Raw genomic sequence first — 15,311 nt, 5'->3', positions numbered from 1 at the left:
GCTGGGGCATTATACGTTTACGCTACCGGAGGATATTTTGAAGGGGGAACTGAGAGAACTAAATTTCAATTTAAACAATGAATTAACTTCTTAGCGTACGTTTTCGTTCCATTGGCTCTCAAACCCCGCGGACGGAGAAGCTCGCGAAGTGCGTTACTCATAGCCACTTGGCCTTCTTGAAGCGCATGAACAGGAGAAGGCAGAACACCGCTATCACTCCGAGCACGACGAAGTAGCCATATGGCGTGTCCAGTTCCGGCATGTGCTTGAAGTTCATGCCATATATTCCGGCGATCGCCGTCGGGACCGTCAAGATCGCCGCCCAGGCCGCGAGCTGGCGAGTGACCACACCGATCCTTTGCGCTTCCAGAAGGCTGCTGGCCTCGAAGACCGTGGACAGGACAAGCAGGAGGCCGTCGACCATGGACTGCACGCGGTGGACATGGTCCGCGACGTCGTGGAAATATGGTGTCATTTCGGCGCTGATGCAGGGAAAGTGGCCGCGAACGAGCTTTCGCACCAGCTCGGCCATAGCCCCGAGCGTGCGCTGGAACCGCGTGAGTTCGGACCTTAGTTCGAAGATTCGCGCCACCTCTTCTGGCCCGAGGAAATCGTGCAGCGACCGTCGCTCCATCGCCAGGACGTCGTCCTCGATCATTTCGAAGATGGGCAGATACTGGTCGACCACTCGGTGCAAGATCGCGTGCAGCACATAGTCGACACCCTTGCCGAACTGCGTCGGCGATGCCTCGAGTTGCTCCCGAAGTTTGCCCAGCGCTCCGGCATTGCCGTGCCGCACGGTGATAAGGTGATTGTGACCGGTGAAGATCGCCATCTTGCCGTAGCTGATCCGGTCGCCGACCAGCTCGGCGGTCTGGGCGACGACGTACAACTCATTGTTGTAGACCTCGAGCTTGGGCGGGCACAGCGGGTGCATGGCGTTGTCGATCGCCAAAGGATGGAGGTTATACGTCGTCTGGATCGCGCTGAGTTCGTCTGCGGTGGGCTCGCTAAGCGCGATCCAGCAGAAGCCCGAGCGATTCTCGTTTAGTTCGACGTGCTCATCGAGCCTGATTTCACGGACTCGCTTACCTTCGTTGTAATAATATGCGGCGATAATGGTCATGCAGGCCTCGCAGGAATTCGCAGGCCACGCTGTACAGCCGGTCGCGCCAGCCCGCGTTCGAGCCATGCCTGCACGTTCGAATAGCTGCTTAGGCCGAGGATGTCGCCCGCTGCGTAGAATTCGACCAGCGCATTCACCCAGCCAAACGTCGCAATGTCCGCGATCGAGTAATCATCGACAATCCATTCGCGGCCCTCCAGCCGGTGATCCAGGACCCCGAGAAGACGCCTGGATTCATCAACAAAGCGCTGCCGAGGTCGCTTGTCCTCATAGTCCTTGCCGGCAAATCGCAGGAAAAAGCCTAGCTGTCCGAAGGTCGGCCCAACGCCCGACACCTGAAAGAACACCCAGGCCAGAGTCTCGTACCGCTGGGCGGGTGTTGTTGAGATGAGCTGCCCCGTCTTGTCGGCCAGATAGATGAGGATCGCACCGGTTTCCCATATGCCAATGGGCTGGCCGTCAGGGCCAGCCGGATCGATGATCGCGGGTATGCGGCCGTTGGGATTCAACGACACGAACGCTGGATCCTTCGACTCGTTGTTCGAGATGTCGACGAAGTGGGGCTCATACGGCAGGCCAGTCTCCTCCAGCATCATCGAGACCTTGACGCCGTTGGGCGTGGGGGCCGCGTATAGTTGCAAGCGATCCGGATAAGATGCTGGCCAGCGCTGCGTGATGGGAAAGGAGGAGAGGTCTGTCATATCTGGATCCTGGCACTGCGACGGCGGCTGAATGGAATGATCTGCTTCAAGGCCGGGTTCGACGACCGCGTCGATTGACGCGGTCGTCGGAGGTTGCGAACCGGATCGGCGCGGCACTAACGGCAGCGAAGCCTATTCCGCTGCAGCCCCGGCCGCAGGGCTCACATCGCCGGCCTCATGCCGCTTTGGAAGAACCCAGTCGGGACGGACGAAGTGGCAGGTGTAGCCGCCCGGCCGCTTCTCCAGATAATCCTGGTGATCGGGCTCGGCCTCCCAGAACTCGCCGACCGGCTGGACCTCGGTCACCACTTTGCCATCCCACAGCCCCGAGGCATCCACATCGGCGATCGTATCCTCGGCGACGCGCTTCTGCTCCTCGTCGACATAATAGATGCCCGACCGGTAGGAGAGCCCACGATCATTGCCCTGGCGGTTCAGCGTCGTCGGATCGTGGATCTGGAAGAAGAATTCCAGGATGTGCCGGTAGCTCGTCACTGTCGGGTCGAAGACAATCTCGATCCCCTCGGCATGCGTGCCGTGATTACGATACGTGGCGTTCGGAATATCGCCGCCCGTGTAACCCACACGGGTCGAGATGATGCCGGGCCGCTTGCGGATCAGATCCTGCATGCCCCAGAAACATCCTCCTGCGAGAACAGCGCGCTGATGCATGTTAAGCCTCCTCTACTTGATCGAGATATTCACCGTATCCCTCGGACTCCATCTCGTCGCGCGGGATGAAGCGAAGGGACGCAGAGTTGATGCAGTAGCGCAGACCGCCGCGGTCGGAAGGACCGTCCGGGAAAACGTGGCCCAGATGGCTGTCGGCGTGTACCGACCTGACCTCCGTCCGGACCATGCCGTGTGCACTGTCCCGCACCTCGTTCACGTTTGCCGGAACGATCGGCTTGGTGAAGCTGGGCCAGCCAGTACCCGAATCGAACTTGTCCGTTGAAGCGAACAGCGGCTCTCCCGACACTATGTCGACGTAGATGCCAGGCTCCTTGTTGTCGTTGTGCTCACCCGTGAAGGGCCTTTCGGTCCCCGAATCCTGGGTAATCCGGCGTTGCTCGGGGGTCAGGCGGTCAACTGCTGCCTGTGACTTCTCAAACTTCATGATAGTCTCCAATAATTAATCTAGAGAGCTCGACACACTGTCATTTATCTTTGCAGTCATTGCGCCGACTATAGCATGCGCCCCAGATTTATCCAATACGCTGCGCGTATAGTTTCCATAGCGCCGAAGCTCTTCACGTCGTGATTCAGTTCCACTCATACCGGGCTGCCAGCTGCGCGATGTTCCGTATCTCGACCGTTGCCGTGGAGCCGGATACTGTCGCGATCACGACTTCGCGCTCCAAGACAAATCCGTCGATCGGCCGAGTGACGAGGCCTTGCACGGTCGGCGATCGTTCCGGAAGAATGCATATGGCGTGGCCGTCAGCGACGACCCGTTGCACCCAGTCCTCGCGATCTGATCGAAAGCGAGGTCGCATGAGCAAGTCCCGTCGCGCGAAGTGATCGAGGATCCGATCGCGAAACTCGCATTTCAGGCGATCGACGAAAGGAAACTCGAGCAGGTCTTCGCCGCGCACGATCTCGTTGGCAGCCAAGGGATGGTTTGCAGAACAGCCGAGCACGAAGCGCTCCCGAAATAGAGGATGCACATCCAGCTTGCGTTCCGGTCTTGTTTCACGCGGCATGATGCACGCGTGGTATTTTCCTGAAAGCACCTCCGATGTGTCCTCGTTCGACTGGAGCGAGTGCAGCTTGATTTCGATGGATGGCATCTCCGCCAATGCGCTCTCGAAGAATGCCGTAAATTCCTTTGGTCCGACGGTGGGCGCGACGGCGACATCCAGCACGCGGTGCCCCCCCATCGCCCAGTGCTCCGAGTGATTGCGAACGCTCTTCATCGCGACCACCATGCGCCGGAATTCTGCCTCGACGTCATGGCCAAGGCCAGTCAGGCGGCTGTTCTTCCCGTCGCGATAGATCAGCGGCCCGCCAAGCTCATCTTCCAAGCGGCGGATCGCGCGGGTCAGACTTGGCTGTGACACACCGCTCAAGCGAGCGGCCGCTGTGAAATTCAGCGTCTCGGCCAAGTTGATGAAATAGCTGACTTGATTGAGTTCCATAGTCCTTTGGCCCACGCGCCTGACTGATACCTCTTCCGTGAGACCGCCTTTGGAACGCAGGTCGCAGAAGTATGCTTGGCGCATATAATCATGATATAGGGGCTTGTCTATATGCGCCAGACATATAAATGATAGCCTGAGATGACGATTACCGGTTGGCGGTGCGCTCCGCTCAGCTCCGTCGAAGGTTCTGAGAGCGCAACCGCCAAGCCGCGTGCTGGAGGTTTGATGGACATGGCAGGAAGATCATTTACGTTTGTCAGTGGGGCTGGCTCTCCGCTGTCCGGGCACCTCGAACCGCCGGAAGGGACGCCGCGGGGCTGGGCGATCTTCGCCCACTGCTTCACGTGCGGGAAAGACAGTCGCGCCGCTGTTCACATCTCGCGCGCGCTGTCGCGTGCGGGCATCGGGGTCTTGAGGTTCGATTTCGCCGGGACCGGGATCGGCGGTGGGACGGGAGAACCTGTGAACTTCGCGTCGGACGTCGAGGACCTTCGGGCCGCCGCAAATGCGATGGCGGCGGCGGGCATGTCACCGTCCCTCCTCGTCGGGCACAGCCTGGGTGGCACCGCTGCGATCGTAGCCGCCGCCGACATGCCTGATATTGCGGCGGTAGCGACGATTGGTGCGCCGGCCGACCTTCAGCATATCTTGCGCCTCTTCGGACCGAATGATCTGGACACCATCGCGAGCGAGGGCGAGGCCTCGGTGGAGATTGCCGGTAGGCCCTTCCTCATTCGCCGAGGGTTCCTTGAGGCGGTTGAGGGGATCGACGTCGAGAAGGCCATTGCCTCCCTGCGACGGCCGGTGCTGGTCATGCACTCTCCGCTGGATCAGGTGGTCGGCATCGACCACGCGTCGCGCATCTTCGTCGCGTCCAGGCACCCTAAAAGCTTCATCTCGCTCGACAACGCGGATCACCTTCTCACCGACGTCGCGGACGCGAACTACGCCGCGGCCATGGTGGCGGTTTGGGCGAGCCGCTTTCTCCCACCACTCAGCGCGGATCTTCCGCAGATCGAGGTTGCGGAGGGCGTCGTCGCCACCGAAACTCTTGCAGGGACGTTCCAGCTCAAGGTCCGCAGCGGCGAGCACACTCTGTTCGCCGACGAGCCAGCATCGGTCGGTGGCCTCGGGACCGGACTATCTCCCTACGAACTCGTATCTGCCGGCCTCGCAGCCTGCACGGTGATGACGATGCGTCTCTATGCGAACCGCAAGGGCTTTCCGCTCGAACGGGCGAGCACGACCGTGCAGCACGAGAAGGTGCCGGACATGATGCCACCCGACCGGTTCACCCGCACCATTGTCCTCGATGGGCCGCTGAGTGATGATCAGCGCGCTCGGATCCTCGCGATCGCTGATCGGTGTCCCGTCGATCTGAGTCTCATCCGGGGTTCGGACGTGCAGACCGAGCTCTTGAGCGCCAGTCAGGCTGCGGATCCCGCGAGGCTGGCTTGACCGTGGCGCACACGGAGGAGGGCGAACGGACTGTGAGCCAATCGCCTACCGGCAATAGGGCGGCCGCGACAGAGCGAGCAATTCTCGCAGGCGGCTGCTTCTGGGGCATGGAGGATTTGCTGCGCCGAGCCAGGGGAGTCATTTCGACGCGTGTCGGTTACACAGGCGGAGAAATGCCTGATCCGACCTACGCGAGACATTACGGCCATGCGGAAGCAGTGGAAGTGACCTTCGACCCTTCCGTTCTCGCCTATCGCTCGCTCTTGGAACTCTTCTTCCAGATACATGACCCCACGACCTACGAGCAACAAGGCAGCGATGTCGGTCCGAGCTATCGATCGGCGATTTTCTACACCACCGAAGTGCAGAAGGAAGTCGCCCTCACAACCATCGCGGAAATCGAGGCATCAGGAAGCTGGCCTGGCCCGGTCGTGTCGGAGATCAACCCAGAAGAACCCTTTTGGGAGGCGGAGCCAGAGCACCAAGAATACCTGGTGCGCTATCCTGGGGGCTATAGCTGCCACTTCGTGCGCCCGACCTGGCGGTTGGACCGCTCAGACGAACGCCCAGCTGTAATACTTGACAGAAAGAGTTGATGATGACCGAAACCGTGACTAATCAGGCCGCCTGGCAGAAAGCGCCGGGGCAGCCACTGAGGATCGGTGTCACCGCTCTGCCGCATCTGGCGGCGAACGAGATATTGATCCGCAACGCGGCCATCGCGATCAACCCACTCGACTGGATTCTGCAGGACGTCGCGCTTTTGCCATGGCTCGACTATCCCGCGATTCTCGGCAGCGACGTCTCCGGTGAGGTCGCGGCGGTCGGTGGCGCGGTCGAGCGGTTCAAGGTCGGCGATCGAGTCATCGGACAGGCGGTCGGGACAACCGTAAATCAACCTGCGCAGGGTGCGTTCCAGCACCACACGATCGTGCTGGACCACATGGCGGCGCCGATCCCCAACAACATTGCCTTCGCTGATGCGGCAGTCCTCCCGCTTGGCCTTGGCACCGCCGCAAGCGGGCTCTACGGACGGACACAGTTGGCTCTCGCGCCACCGTTACACTCGCCGACCGCGCGTCCAGAGGTCGTTCTGGTCTGGGGTGGATCGTCGAGCGTTGGCTGCAACGCCATCCAGCTCGCGGTGGCGTCGGGCTACAGGTGCGTCGCCACCGCTTCGGCGCGCAACGTCGGCCTGTTGAAGGAGCTGGGTGCAAGCGAGGTTCTTGACCACTCGAGTCCAGCCATCGTGGAAGACGTGATTGAGGCAATGCGCGGGCGCAGTCTCGCTGGAACGCTTCACGCGACCGGTCACATGAAAGACTGTTTTGCCGTAGTTGCGAGATGCGAGGGCTCGCGCCGGGTGGCAGCGACGCTGGCCCCGCCCGACGAGCGTTCATTTGGAGTCGAGGCGACGCACATCTCCGGGACGAGCCTCAAGGATGACGAGGTTGGTCCAATGATCTACCGCGAATTCCTGCCGCAGGCTCTCGCGGCGCGCACGTTCGTCCCCGCCCCTCCGGCGAAGATCGTGGGCCAGGGCCTTGAAATGCTCCAGGCTGCCTTGGAAGCCCTGAAGGCGGGTGTATCCGCAGCGAAAATCGTCGTTACCCTGCCTTGAGTGACCAGCCAGGCGGTTTTTCGCGTTCGCAGTCTGAGGTGGCCCGCACTTTGCCGATTGGGAAGCTCTACCGGGAAAACGCGTGTGGGACGCGCGCTGCGCTCCTGCCGGAGCATGCGTTCCCGAAACCTGTTCCCGACTGCTTTTCCCCGAAACTACCTATCGGACATAGAGAAATGGGAATGCAGCGAGTGGTTTGAACGGCCGCTTCCGAAACCGCGTTCCGATCAATTGAGCGGCTAAAAGTGGGGCGATCACCGACATATTAGAATGAGACCGCCATGCCCGATCGGCCGGCTTGACGCGTAGCCAAAAGAATGCGGCTGATGGTAGGCTCGCTGACATTATGAAGCCCCGCCATCTGAGCAGCGTTGAGCTGCCGCAATTGCGAGTCTCCTACGCGTCGTCGTTCTTCTCGCGGTCCACACCTCGCTCATGCAATTCGGCATCGACGGGGCAGTTCGTGCAGCCCTCGTAGCAGCACAAGCGGCAGATGCGGTATGACTGCTCGAGGTTTTCCAAGCGATTTCGGAGAACGCGTTCAGCGATGTCCGATAAGGTTTTCAGTTCGTCTGGATTAAGGATCGATAGCCCTTCGGCAATCACTTGATCGCGCGAGGCCAGGACCTCGTCGCTCGCGACCTTGCCAGTTGGAGTAAGATAGAGGGATCGCGCGCGCCCGTCTGTCGAATGCTCCCTACGCTCGATCAATCCCTCGCTTACCAATCTATCCACCAGGCGAACAGTTCCAGCATGTGAAAGGCCCACCCCGATCGCAAGCATACGGATCGAGAGCCCGGGCTTGTGCGCGAGCAACGCCAGCGCTGAGGCGGCGGGTCCAGCTTCCGGCGCCCGCGATGAACTAGCGCGAACGATGTCGTCGCTGATCATGAGTGCGAACGCCCCGAAAATGTTTCGATCTCGAGGTCCATCCATTGCCACATCTATATGTGCGCGGAGCATAGACAGCAAGCCATACCGTGGTCCTCTTCCTCCGCGCGGCTTGTGGAAAATGTCCTGTTTTAGAAGGGTTTCGGAGGATTTCGACTGATCGAGCGCGCCGAAAAAAACGGGTCCGGCTCGTTAAGGCCGCGGAACCGTTGATACCTGGCGGCTATAGGGCAAGCCTTTTCGCTCGGAATCGCCGTAGGTCGCGCCCGAGAATCACTCCGCGTCAGCGCTGTCATCCAGGCCGCGCAGGTGCAGATCAGCGAGACCTAGCTTGCCCCCGGCGTCGCACTTCCATCGTGTCACCGCGCGCGATCACGATTGTATCAATCCCATTGAGGAACAGTCCGTGCTCCACGACGTCGGGGATTGCGGCGAAACGGGCGAAGACCGCGTCGCCATGCAGCTGAGCGCCTCCGGGCTCGATATCGCGACGGAGCATCCATGCCCCGCGGAGGTTCTGCAGGATTTGCACGCCCGCCGTCACGAGAGGACCACAGTCACGAGAGCACAAGCGCCCCTCTGTGGCGGACCGAAGCACGCAGCAGCACGAGGGACGCCGCTAGCAGAACTGCGTCCTTCAGTAGAAACTGCCCTGGTGCAGCCGAAATCGCAGGAAAGCCGCCGGCAGTCTGCTCCGCGACACCTGGAGTGGTGATGAAAAAGGTCAGCGTGATCAGATAGGTCGCTGCTGACATTAGTGCGCCTAGCGCAGAGAAGAGTGGACGAAATGCACCAAGGATCAGAACGAGACCGGTCGATAACTCGATAACGCCGATGAAATAGCTTTGCCCCTGCGTCCCGAACATGCCGAGCCAATTCATGATCGGGCTGTGTTCGATAAACGGGGCGATACCATAGGCCTCGTACGCTGTGAACTTCATCGCGCCGAACCACAGAAATACGATCACGAGAGCCCATCTAAGCAGGCCAAGATCCCTCCGACCGTGCTCGGGGACAAGAAATTCATAACGGTCGAAAATGCTCATCTAAAATTCCTCAACAGTGGTCCCGTGGGAACGTCACGAACGTCGTCTACGTGCTTCGGGCAGGCGTTGCAGTATATGCGCGACGCATATACCATATACTAATAAGCGAGATATGTCGAGCGGCTGGCTCGCGCTTCGCTGCCTCACGAAGCCATCCTCATCGGCGATGCCTTTACCCAGCAAACGCGCGACCTTTGCGGGATTTTGACTTGATGGGGCTGGCGCTCCGGGTGGGCCTATAGCCCGTTGGCAAACGTCCAGCCTGTACGGATGGACGCGGCCCTGGACGAGATAACCATGCCCACCGAAATCGTAGCAGCGATCGGCGAAGGCGCGCTCGCTTATCGAGAGAGCGGCATTCTCTCACTGGCAGATGGCAGAGTATTCTCCGCGTGCCGGCAGTATCGCTATCGCTTGAGCGAGGACAGTGTTGTCGTCGAGTTCGCAGACGGACCTCATATCGGGACGCAGTTCCTCAGCTTGAGTTTCTCGCGGACGGATACCGGGTTGGAAGCGAGTGGCGTCTATGCCTGCGGAGACGACACCTACCATGCAACCTACAGGATTCTGGGGCCGGCGGCCTTTGAAGTGGTCATCATGGTCCAAGGGCCTGCAAAGGCATACGAGCTAGTCAGCCGATATTCCCGGTCGGGATAAATGCTCATGTCAGGAGGGCAAGTCCTCTGTTGCCCTTATCATGGCCGTGAAAGGCAGCGCCGGAATAACTTACCACGCGCTGCAAATCCGAAGACGATTGTCGTCGTCATCAGAAGGTAGGCGACTATCCCACCAGGTGAAAGAGTCGGAACCGCTGCGAGGATCAACCCATCATTCCCGCCGGGTATGAGCGCGATGCCGATACCCATCAATGTGCCGCCGACGACAGATCGCAGAATGCCATTGGCTGTCGGCAGTTGGAGACGCAGATTGCCTTGGCGAAAGGAGGCGGTTAGGGCGCCTGCGATCGAAGAGATCACCGCAGTGAGCGCGACCTCGCCGGCCGGGGACATTCTGAGAGGAAGGGCGCGTTGAATCACGTCTGCGAAGGTCCAGGCCGGCGAGAGTGCATATAGAAGTCCGCCAGTGATACCGAGTCCAATCATCGAAGCGCCGAACGACCAACCCGGCTTTGTTCGCAGAACGCTCTTCGTGGAAACGAAAACGAGTGCCAGCACGAGCACAACTAGGAAGGCTAGGAGAGTAACGAGGCCTGTTGCGCTCGGTTTGGAGATTAAGCTTGGCCATGTTGAATCGTAGCCGAACCTGCCATGGTCGGCAGCCAAGATACCAATCGTTAATCCCAAGGGTAGAGCTAGAAGTCGCATCTCCCCATCCCCAAGCCGCGCCAGCGATCCGAGCAGGCATGTGTCATTAATGAGTGCGCCGAGGCCGAAGGCGATGGCGCCGATGAGCAGGAGGAAATTGATGCTGGTCGAGGGTGCGAGTGTTGCGCCCAGTGTTCCCGTCCAGACTATCGGGACCGCAACCAGGCCTGCCGCTGCCGACGCTGCGAGAAATCCGACGAACATTTTCGGCGGCTGTCTTCTGTGTAACTCATGAGCGGCCACCACTAAACAGGTTCCGCCTTGGTTCGCCGCATATCCGAACCCGAAGGCAAGTACGCATAGAAGAAGTTCGAGCGCAAACGATCCCATTATTTCAAGCCTGCCTGATCATATCGTCAGCCTTCTGATGCGACGTTCCAGCGTGGCGAGCGCCCCGGCTTAGCTTTACCACGGGAAGGCGCGATCCTGCTGTAGCCGCACAGATGGCAAAGGCTGACCGAGCCATCTTTGTCGAAGCCGTTTGCCACAAGGAGCCGCTCCGACAGCATGCCTAGAATGTCGAGGTCATTGGGCGACAGGGGCGAAATACATTCGGAGATCACCTGCTCCCGTGCCTTGAGCAAGGCGTCCGTTATCTTCTTCCCCGAATTGGTGAGGTGAATGAAGCGCGCCCGCCTGTCGGTGATTTGTCTTCGTCGTTCCACCAACTGTTCGCGCTCGAGCCTATCGATCAATCGCACCGTCCCGGCATGAGAAAGCCCGATCGAGGTAGCCAAAACGCTGATCGGCAGTCCGGGCTCCATGCTGAGTAACACCATCACGGCGGTCCCCGGGCCGCTTGGTGAAAACGAGGCCGAGACACTGGCGATGCTGTCTGCAACGGCCAACGCGAGTGCACCTAAATGGTACTTGGCGACCTCAGGCTCCATACCGCAAGAATATATGCTTCGCGCATAGACTTCAAGCGTGTGAAAATGTATGACCGCCGCATGCATCTATGACAGATTCGGACATGGTCATGCTCATTGAGGGGCTCAGCTCGGATTCCACATCTGAGATCAACGGACGTGCTCGTTCCCCAGGCGCTAGCGGGGGTGGGCTCGATGAAAGTGGACGTGCATGGGTGCCGCTCACCGGGCGCAGGCGGTTCGCCGATGAGACCGCCGGTATGATCGGACGGGTCTCATGCCCGACCTGACTCTTGATCTCCGATACCTGAAGTACGCCGTTCAGGTCGCCGAGGCCGGCAGCTTCCGCCGAGCGGCGGAGCGCCTATCGATATCGCAATCCACCGTCAGCCGACGTGTGCAGCTGTTTGAGCGCCAACTTGGCTTTTCTCTCTTCAAGCGTACGCGAGCGGGGGCAGGGCTGACTCCAGAAGGTGAGCGCTTCCTTCAACAAGCGGTGGTGGGAGCGCGCTACCTTCGTAACGCCGCAACGGAGATCCGCTCCGCGCGGAAACTCAAGACCGGGCTCGTGAGGTTTGGAATGCTTGAAGCGTTCCCGGCGTGCCCGATCATCAACATTCTCTCGGCATTCAGAAATAGACATCCGACGATCGAGGTAAAGCTTGAGGAAGGCACTTCAGAAGAAAACACTTTGGGGGTGAAGCGCGGATTACTGGACGCAGCAATCAGCCTGAGTGCGAGCAAGAGCCCTCAGTTCCAAGTTCGACGTCTCTGCGAACCAGATCTGTTCGTGGCATTGTCCCCGCTTCACGAGTTGGCAGCACGGCCACAGCTGTCGTGGGAGGACGTTTGTGACGAAGTCTTCCTCGTTCGCTCGGATGGCGCTGGGCGTGAGCTCGCTGGCATACTCCGGCGCATGGTGGGCGCCGGAGACGGAGCGGTTCAACTCTCGATCCAACAAGTCAGCCGAGAAACCCTGCTGACGATGGTCGAACAGGGCTTCGGCTTGACCATCACCAGCGTGATCTACCGGCCGGATATCGCGTTGATCCCGCTCCCATCGGCGCGGGCGCCGACGGCCGCTATAATTTCTTCCAGTGACAACGACAACCCGACTCTGCCGCTGCTGCTGAAGTGTTTCGACACCCCCTCTAGAGCGGGGACCACGGATTAATCGGCGCTCCCCGGCGTCAACGTTCGCCTGGCTTTGGCGAAGCCACGGTCTGTCGCGATGAACCGTTGTAACATCGGGACGATTAACCGAGCTGGGTCAACAGCGGACTGACCTTGCTCTCGGCCCAATAGGTGGGCGTAGTCAACAAGGTCCTGGTGGAGAGCTGCAGGTAGCTCGACCTGTACCTTAAGCGGCTTGTCGTCCGCGATGGGGCCTAGCTTAAGCTTCGACATCATCACCCTCCATATGGCTCCAGTACCAAGTCTCGCGTCACGAGAACGCGCACGGGAAATCCGGGCCGAATAGTGATCGTGGGCGCGACGTTGAGCTGACGCCTCACAATCTGCTGCCCTGCGTCGTTGATGGTGTCCTGCCCACCGTTCCGGATCGCCTGAACGAGCTGATCGTCGTTGTCGACCGCGAGTTCGGCGCCGACGCTCAGCAGTGTCGACAATCCCGCAGCCTTGGCCAGATCCCACCAATGGTAATCGACGCCATCCTGCAGCCCGGCGAACCCTTCAGCGTCAGCACCAGGCTGGCGCTCGAGAACGATCGAGCGCCCGTTCGGGAAGACGAGCCGAGTCCAGACGAGCAGGACTCGGCTCTGGCCGAACTGCACGTTGTTGTCGTACTGCCCGACCACACGAGTGCCTTGCGGCACAAGCAAGATACGGCCGGTTGGGCTGTCGTAGATGTTTTCGGTGACCTGCGCGGTGATCTGGCCGGGTAGATCGGATCGGATGCCGGTGATCAGCGCCGCGGATATCACTGCTCCCGCCTGAAGGACGTTCGGCGATACTGGCGCAGCGACGCGATCGGGCGCAACCGTCCTGCGATCGGCCGCGGCGTTCAGAAACGCGTTCTGCCGGTCCTGCGCCGAGGGCGTGGCGGGCGGCGGAGCGAGGCCAATGCTCGCCAAATCCGGCACCGGCGCGAGCGCTGGGGCAGCTCCCGCAGCAGCGGGTGTGCCCCGGCTTTCCGATCCGGAGAAGAGACGGCTGGTGCGCGCGGTCTCGATTTCCTGAAGGCGGCGCTGCTCTTCCGGGCTGATGCCGGGATTGGGCGTGGCCGTCCCGGGTGTGGGCACCGGCTGTCCGCGATCCTGGGTACTAAGGATCGGCCGGCCGAGGTCACCGGGAAGAGGGGGACCGAGCTGTGGCACGCCACTGTAATCTCGCGGCAGGCCGGCCAGTCCGTCAGCGGTCGAGCGGTTCTCGGTCGAATAGAGTTCGTCGTTCGGCCGACCGGCGTCGCGGGTCTGAAGCGCGTAGATCAGCGCACCTCCGAGCCCGACGCTGGCGACAAGACCGAGGCCGGCGAGAACCTTCCGCGACAACCGGGTGACGCGGGGCGGTTCGGCCCGCAGCCGCATCGGCGCAGGCCCGACCGGCTCGCCGGTCAGGGGCTGCGCATCGTCGTCCGGCACTTCCTCAATCCGGGGCGGGTTCTCGCTCACGAGGTCGGCCTCCCGTCTGTGCGGACGATCCTGACGCGCTTCTGCTCGCGGCCGGAGCCGAAGCGAAGTTCGGCAGCCGCGAACAGACGATCAACGATCATGTGGTGGCCGCGAACGCGATAGTTCACGAGCTCAGAGGTGTTGCCCTCGGGGCCGACGACGAAGAGTGGCGGCATCTCGCCCTGACCGATGCCGCGCGGAAACTCGATAAAGACCTGGCGTCCGTCGTCGAAGGCGCGCAGCGGCCGCCACGGCGCACGGTCGCCCTCGATCGCATAGCGGAAGTTGACGTTCGCGAGATCGACGCCGCTCGCCACCGGCTGGGCCGCCTGCGCCTCGGCGTTCTGACGGCGCAGCGCAATGAGCTGGTCTTGCGGATACTGCCATGAGACCGACGCCATATAGGTGCGCTCTGTCGAGCGCAGCTCCATGTGATAGGTGCGCATGTTGGTGTTGATGACGAGGTTTGTCATCAGGTCGGCGCGGGTGGGCTTTACTAGGATGTGGATCTGGCGCGTTGCCCCCGATCCGCTCTCGGTGTCGCCGATGATCCAGCGCACTGTGTCGCCGGCGGCCACCGGGCCTGCGCCGACAAGCTGCTCCCCGGGTTGGAGCGCGATGTCGGTGATCTGCCCGACGGCGGTATAGACTTGATAAAGCGCCCCTTGAGTCCACGGGTAGACCTGCATCGAGTTAATGAAGCCGTCGCGCACCGGCTGGACTCGTGCCGCCTCGTTTGCCTGGTTGACGCGAGCGGTCGGATTAGAAGGCTCCGGGGCACGCCGCGTCTCCTCCACACGCTGCAATTGGCCAGGCAGCGGCAGCGGCCGGGGCAGCTCGACCACGGTGACCGGCGCGGGTGGATCGACGGTCTGCACCGCCGGAGCCGCATTGTCGTAGGAAATCTCCGGCGGCGGATTGGTGGTCGCGCAGCCCGCGAGCGCGGTCGCCGCTAGCAGAACGACCGGGAATGCGGCTCTACGGAGAGCCGGGAGTACGTGTGTGTGTGAAGCCGGGTTTCCGGCTTTACGGAAATACGGCTTCATTGCCCAAGCTCCCGTGACCAGTTGATGGCGTTGACGTAGATGCCGAGCGGGTTCGCCCTGAGCCGGTCGGCGTTTCGGGGGATCTGCACGACGATCGTCAGGATCGCGGTCCAGCGCGTGGTCTCGGCGAGCTGGCCATTTTCGTATCGGCGCTCGACCCAGGCGACGCGGAAGCTGTCCGGGGACGCGCGGATGACGCTGGAGACGTCGACAGCGACCTGCTGCCGGCCGACCCGTGTAAAGGGGTCGTTGGAGCGGGCGTAGTCATTGAGCGCCATGGCGCCGCGGTCAGTCGTGAAGTCGTAGGCGCGCAGCCAGGGGTCGTCTCAGAAAACGGAATCTATGGTCACTCCCGTTTTTGCAACACCGATTTTGACGACAAGTTGGCTTGCTTGAATCTATCCGGCGTCTGAATGGGATTTTATTCCCGCGCCTTGATGAGTTCCGCGCCTGATGA

At 61.0% G+C, this 15,311-nt stretch carries 18 protein-coding genes; 5 read left to right on the top strand and 13 right to left on the bottom strand.

Features of this window, described 5'->3' with window-relative positions; translation table 11 throughout:
- Positions 1 to 157 precede the first annotated feature (157 nt).
- The 5 genes from OOJ59_RS27015 to OOJ59_RS26995 all read right to left on the bottom strand — a co-directional run bounded on the left by OOJ59_RS27015 (position 158) and on the right by OOJ59_RS26995 (position 3,965).
- Entirely contained in the window at positions 158 to 1,126 is a 969-nt protein-coding gene (locus tag OOJ59_RS27015; protein WP_045269763.1) for a magnesium and cobalt transport protein CorA, read from the bottom strand.
- Positions 1,123 to 1,827: a glutathione S-transferase N-terminal domain-containing protein gene (locus tag OOJ59_RS27010; RefSeq protein ID WP_004099038.1), complete on the bottom strand. Its 705-nt coding sequence runs from the start codon at positions 1,825 to 1,827 to the stop codon at positions 1,123 to 1,125. Before OOJ59_RS27010 ends, OOJ59_RS27015 begins: the two co-directional genes overlap by 4 nt.
- 132 nt (positions 1,828 to 1,959) lie before the next feature.
- Positions 1,960 to 2,499 carry a peptide-methionine (S)-S-oxide reductase MsrA gene (msrA, locus tag OOJ59_RS27005; protein ID WP_004099036.1) on the bottom strand — a complete coding sequence of 180 codons (540 nt, stop codon included), beginning with the start codon at positions 2,497 to 2,499 and terminating at the stop codon, positions 1,960 to 1,962.
- Position 2,500: 1 nt separating this feature from the next.
- On the bottom strand, positions 2,501 to 2,944 hold the full coding sequence (gene msrB, locus OOJ59_RS27000) for a peptide-methionine (R)-S-oxide reductase MsrB (RefSeq protein WP_004099035.1): 444 nt from the start codon (positions 2,942 to 2,944) through the stop codon (positions 2,501 to 2,503).
- Between the two features lie 145 nt (positions 2,945 to 3,089).
- Positions 3,090 to 3,965 (bottom strand): LysR family transcriptional regulator, encoded by an 876-nt coding sequence (locus OOJ59_RS26995; RefSeq protein WP_011191349.1) that lies wholly within the window; start codon positions 3,963 to 3,965, stop codon positions 3,090 to 3,092.
- Positions 3,966 to 4,193: 228 nt separating this feature from the next.
- Between OOJ59_RS26995 and OOJ59_RS26990 the strand changes: the two genes are divergently transcribed.
- The 3 genes from OOJ59_RS26990 to OOJ59_RS26980 are packed head-to-tail and all read left to right on the top strand — an operon-like array spanning position 4,194 to position 7,047.
- Positions 4,194 to 5,426: a bifunctional alpha/beta hydrolase/OsmC family protein gene (locus OOJ59_RS26990; protein WP_045269764.1), complete on the top strand. Its 1,233-nt coding sequence runs from the start codon at positions 4,194 to 4,196 to the stop codon at positions 5,424 to 5,426.
- Positions 5,333 to 6,022, top strand: a complete 690-nt coding sequence (gene msrA / locus OOJ59_RS26985) for a peptide-methionine (S)-S-oxide reductase MsrA (RefSeq protein WP_425267728.1) — start codon at positions 5,333 to 5,335, stop codon at positions 6,020 to 6,022. Before OOJ59_RS26990 ends, msrA (OOJ59_RS26985) begins: the two co-directional genes overlap by 94 nt.
- On the top strand, positions 6,022 to 7,047 hold the full coding sequence (locus tag OOJ59_RS26980) for a zinc-binding alcohol dehydrogenase family protein (protein ID WP_004357654.1): 1,026 nt from the start codon (positions 6,022 to 6,024) through the stop codon (positions 7,045 to 7,047). The genes msrA (OOJ59_RS26985) and OOJ59_RS26980 overlap by 1 nt, the downstream gene beginning before the upstream one ends.
- 396 nt (positions 7,048 to 7,443) lie before the next feature.
- Here OOJ59_RS26980 and OOJ59_RS26975 read toward each other — a convergent pair whose 3' ends face one another.
- Positions 7,444 to 7,938: a MarR family winged helix-turn-helix transcriptional regulator gene (locus OOJ59_RS26975; protein WP_004099028.1), complete on the bottom strand. Its 495-nt coding sequence runs from the start codon at positions 7,936 to 7,938 to the stop codon at positions 7,444 to 7,446.
- A gap of 557 nt (positions 7,939 to 8,495) precedes the next feature.
- Entirely contained in the window at positions 8,496 to 8,984 is a 489-nt protein-coding gene (locus OOJ59_RS26970) for a YkgB family protein (protein ID WP_004099027.1), read from the bottom strand.
- Positions 8,985 to 9,281: 297 nt separating this feature from the next.
- On the opposite strand from OOJ59_RS26970, the gene OOJ59_RS26965 reads away from it, so the two are divergent.
- Positions 9,282 to 9,641 carry a DUF6314 family protein gene (locus OOJ59_RS26965; protein WP_166479491.1) on the top strand — a complete coding sequence of 120 codons (360 nt, stop codon included), beginning with the start codon at positions 9,282 to 9,284 and terminating at the stop codon, positions 9,639 to 9,641.
- Positions 9,642 to 9,679: 38 nt separating this feature from the next.
- Here the strand turns inward: OOJ59_RS26965 and OOJ59_RS26960 are convergent, their stop codons facing one another.
- Entirely contained in the window at positions 9,680 to 10,639 is a 960-nt protein-coding gene (locus OOJ59_RS26960; protein ID WP_004099025.1) for a YeeE/YedE thiosulfate transporter family protein, read from the bottom strand.
- Between the two features lie 26 nt (positions 10,640 to 10,665).
- Positions 10,666 to 11,088 carry a MarR family winged helix-turn-helix transcriptional regulator gene (locus OOJ59_RS26955; RefSeq protein WP_223296479.1) on the bottom strand — a complete coding sequence of 141 codons (423 nt, stop codon included), beginning with the start codon at positions 11,086 to 11,088 and terminating at the stop codon, positions 10,666 to 10,668.
- A gap of 367 nt (positions 11,089 to 11,455) precedes the next feature.
- Here OOJ59_RS26955 and OOJ59_RS26950 point away from each other — a divergent pair, with 367 nt between their 5' ends.
- Positions 11,456 to 12,352, top strand: a complete 897-nt coding sequence (locus tag OOJ59_RS26950) for a LysR family transcriptional regulator (protein ID WP_011191354.1) — start codon at positions 11,456 to 11,458, stop codon at positions 12,350 to 12,352.
- On the opposite strand, the gene OOJ59_RS26945 is transcribed toward OOJ59_RS26950, so the two are convergent.
- Genes OOJ59_RS26945 through trbF form a run of 4 tightly spaced genes read right to left on the bottom strand, consistent with a single transcriptional unit; the run spans position 12,349 to position 15,132 of the window.
- Positions 12,349 to 12,585, bottom strand: coding sequence for a DUF2274 domain-containing protein (locus OOJ59_RS26945; protein ID WP_026227538.1), 237 nt, complete (start codon positions 12,583 to 12,585; stop codon positions 12,349 to 12,351). The two genes, OOJ59_RS26950 and OOJ59_RS26945, sit on opposite strands and share 4 nt — an antisense overlap.
- 2 nt (positions 12,586 to 12,587) lie before the next feature.
- Complete coding sequence (locus OOJ59_RS26940; RefSeq protein WP_011191355.1) at positions 12,588 to 13,808, bottom strand: TrbI/VirB10 family protein; 1,221 nt, start codon at positions 13,806 to 13,808, stop codon at positions 12,588 to 12,590.
- Positions 13,805 to 14,854: a P-type conjugative transfer protein TrbG gene (gene trbG, locus OOJ59_RS26935; RefSeq protein WP_011191356.1), complete on the bottom strand. Its 1,050-nt coding sequence runs from the start codon at positions 14,852 to 14,854 to the stop codon at positions 13,805 to 13,807. The genes OOJ59_RS26940 and trbG overlap by 4 nt, the downstream gene beginning before the upstream one ends.
- On the bottom strand, positions 14,851 to 15,132 hold the full coding sequence (trbF, locus tag OOJ59_RS26930; protein ID WP_018716215.1) for a conjugal transfer protein TrbF: 282 nt from the start codon (positions 15,130 to 15,132) through the stop codon (positions 14,851 to 14,853). The genes trbG and trbF overlap by 4 nt, the downstream gene beginning before the upstream one ends.
- Between the last annotated feature and the right edge of the window lie 179 nt (positions 15,133 to 15,311).

The sequence above is a fragment of the Citrobacter sp. W9 genome (assembly GCF_026719375.1).
Lineage (GTDB): Bacteria > Pseudomonadota > Gammaproteobacteria > Enterobacterales > Enterobacteriaceae > Citrobacter > Citrobacter werkmanii.
The sequence above is the reverse complement of the archived record's forward strand: the minus strand, read 5'-3'. Positions and strand labels throughout refer to the sequence as shown.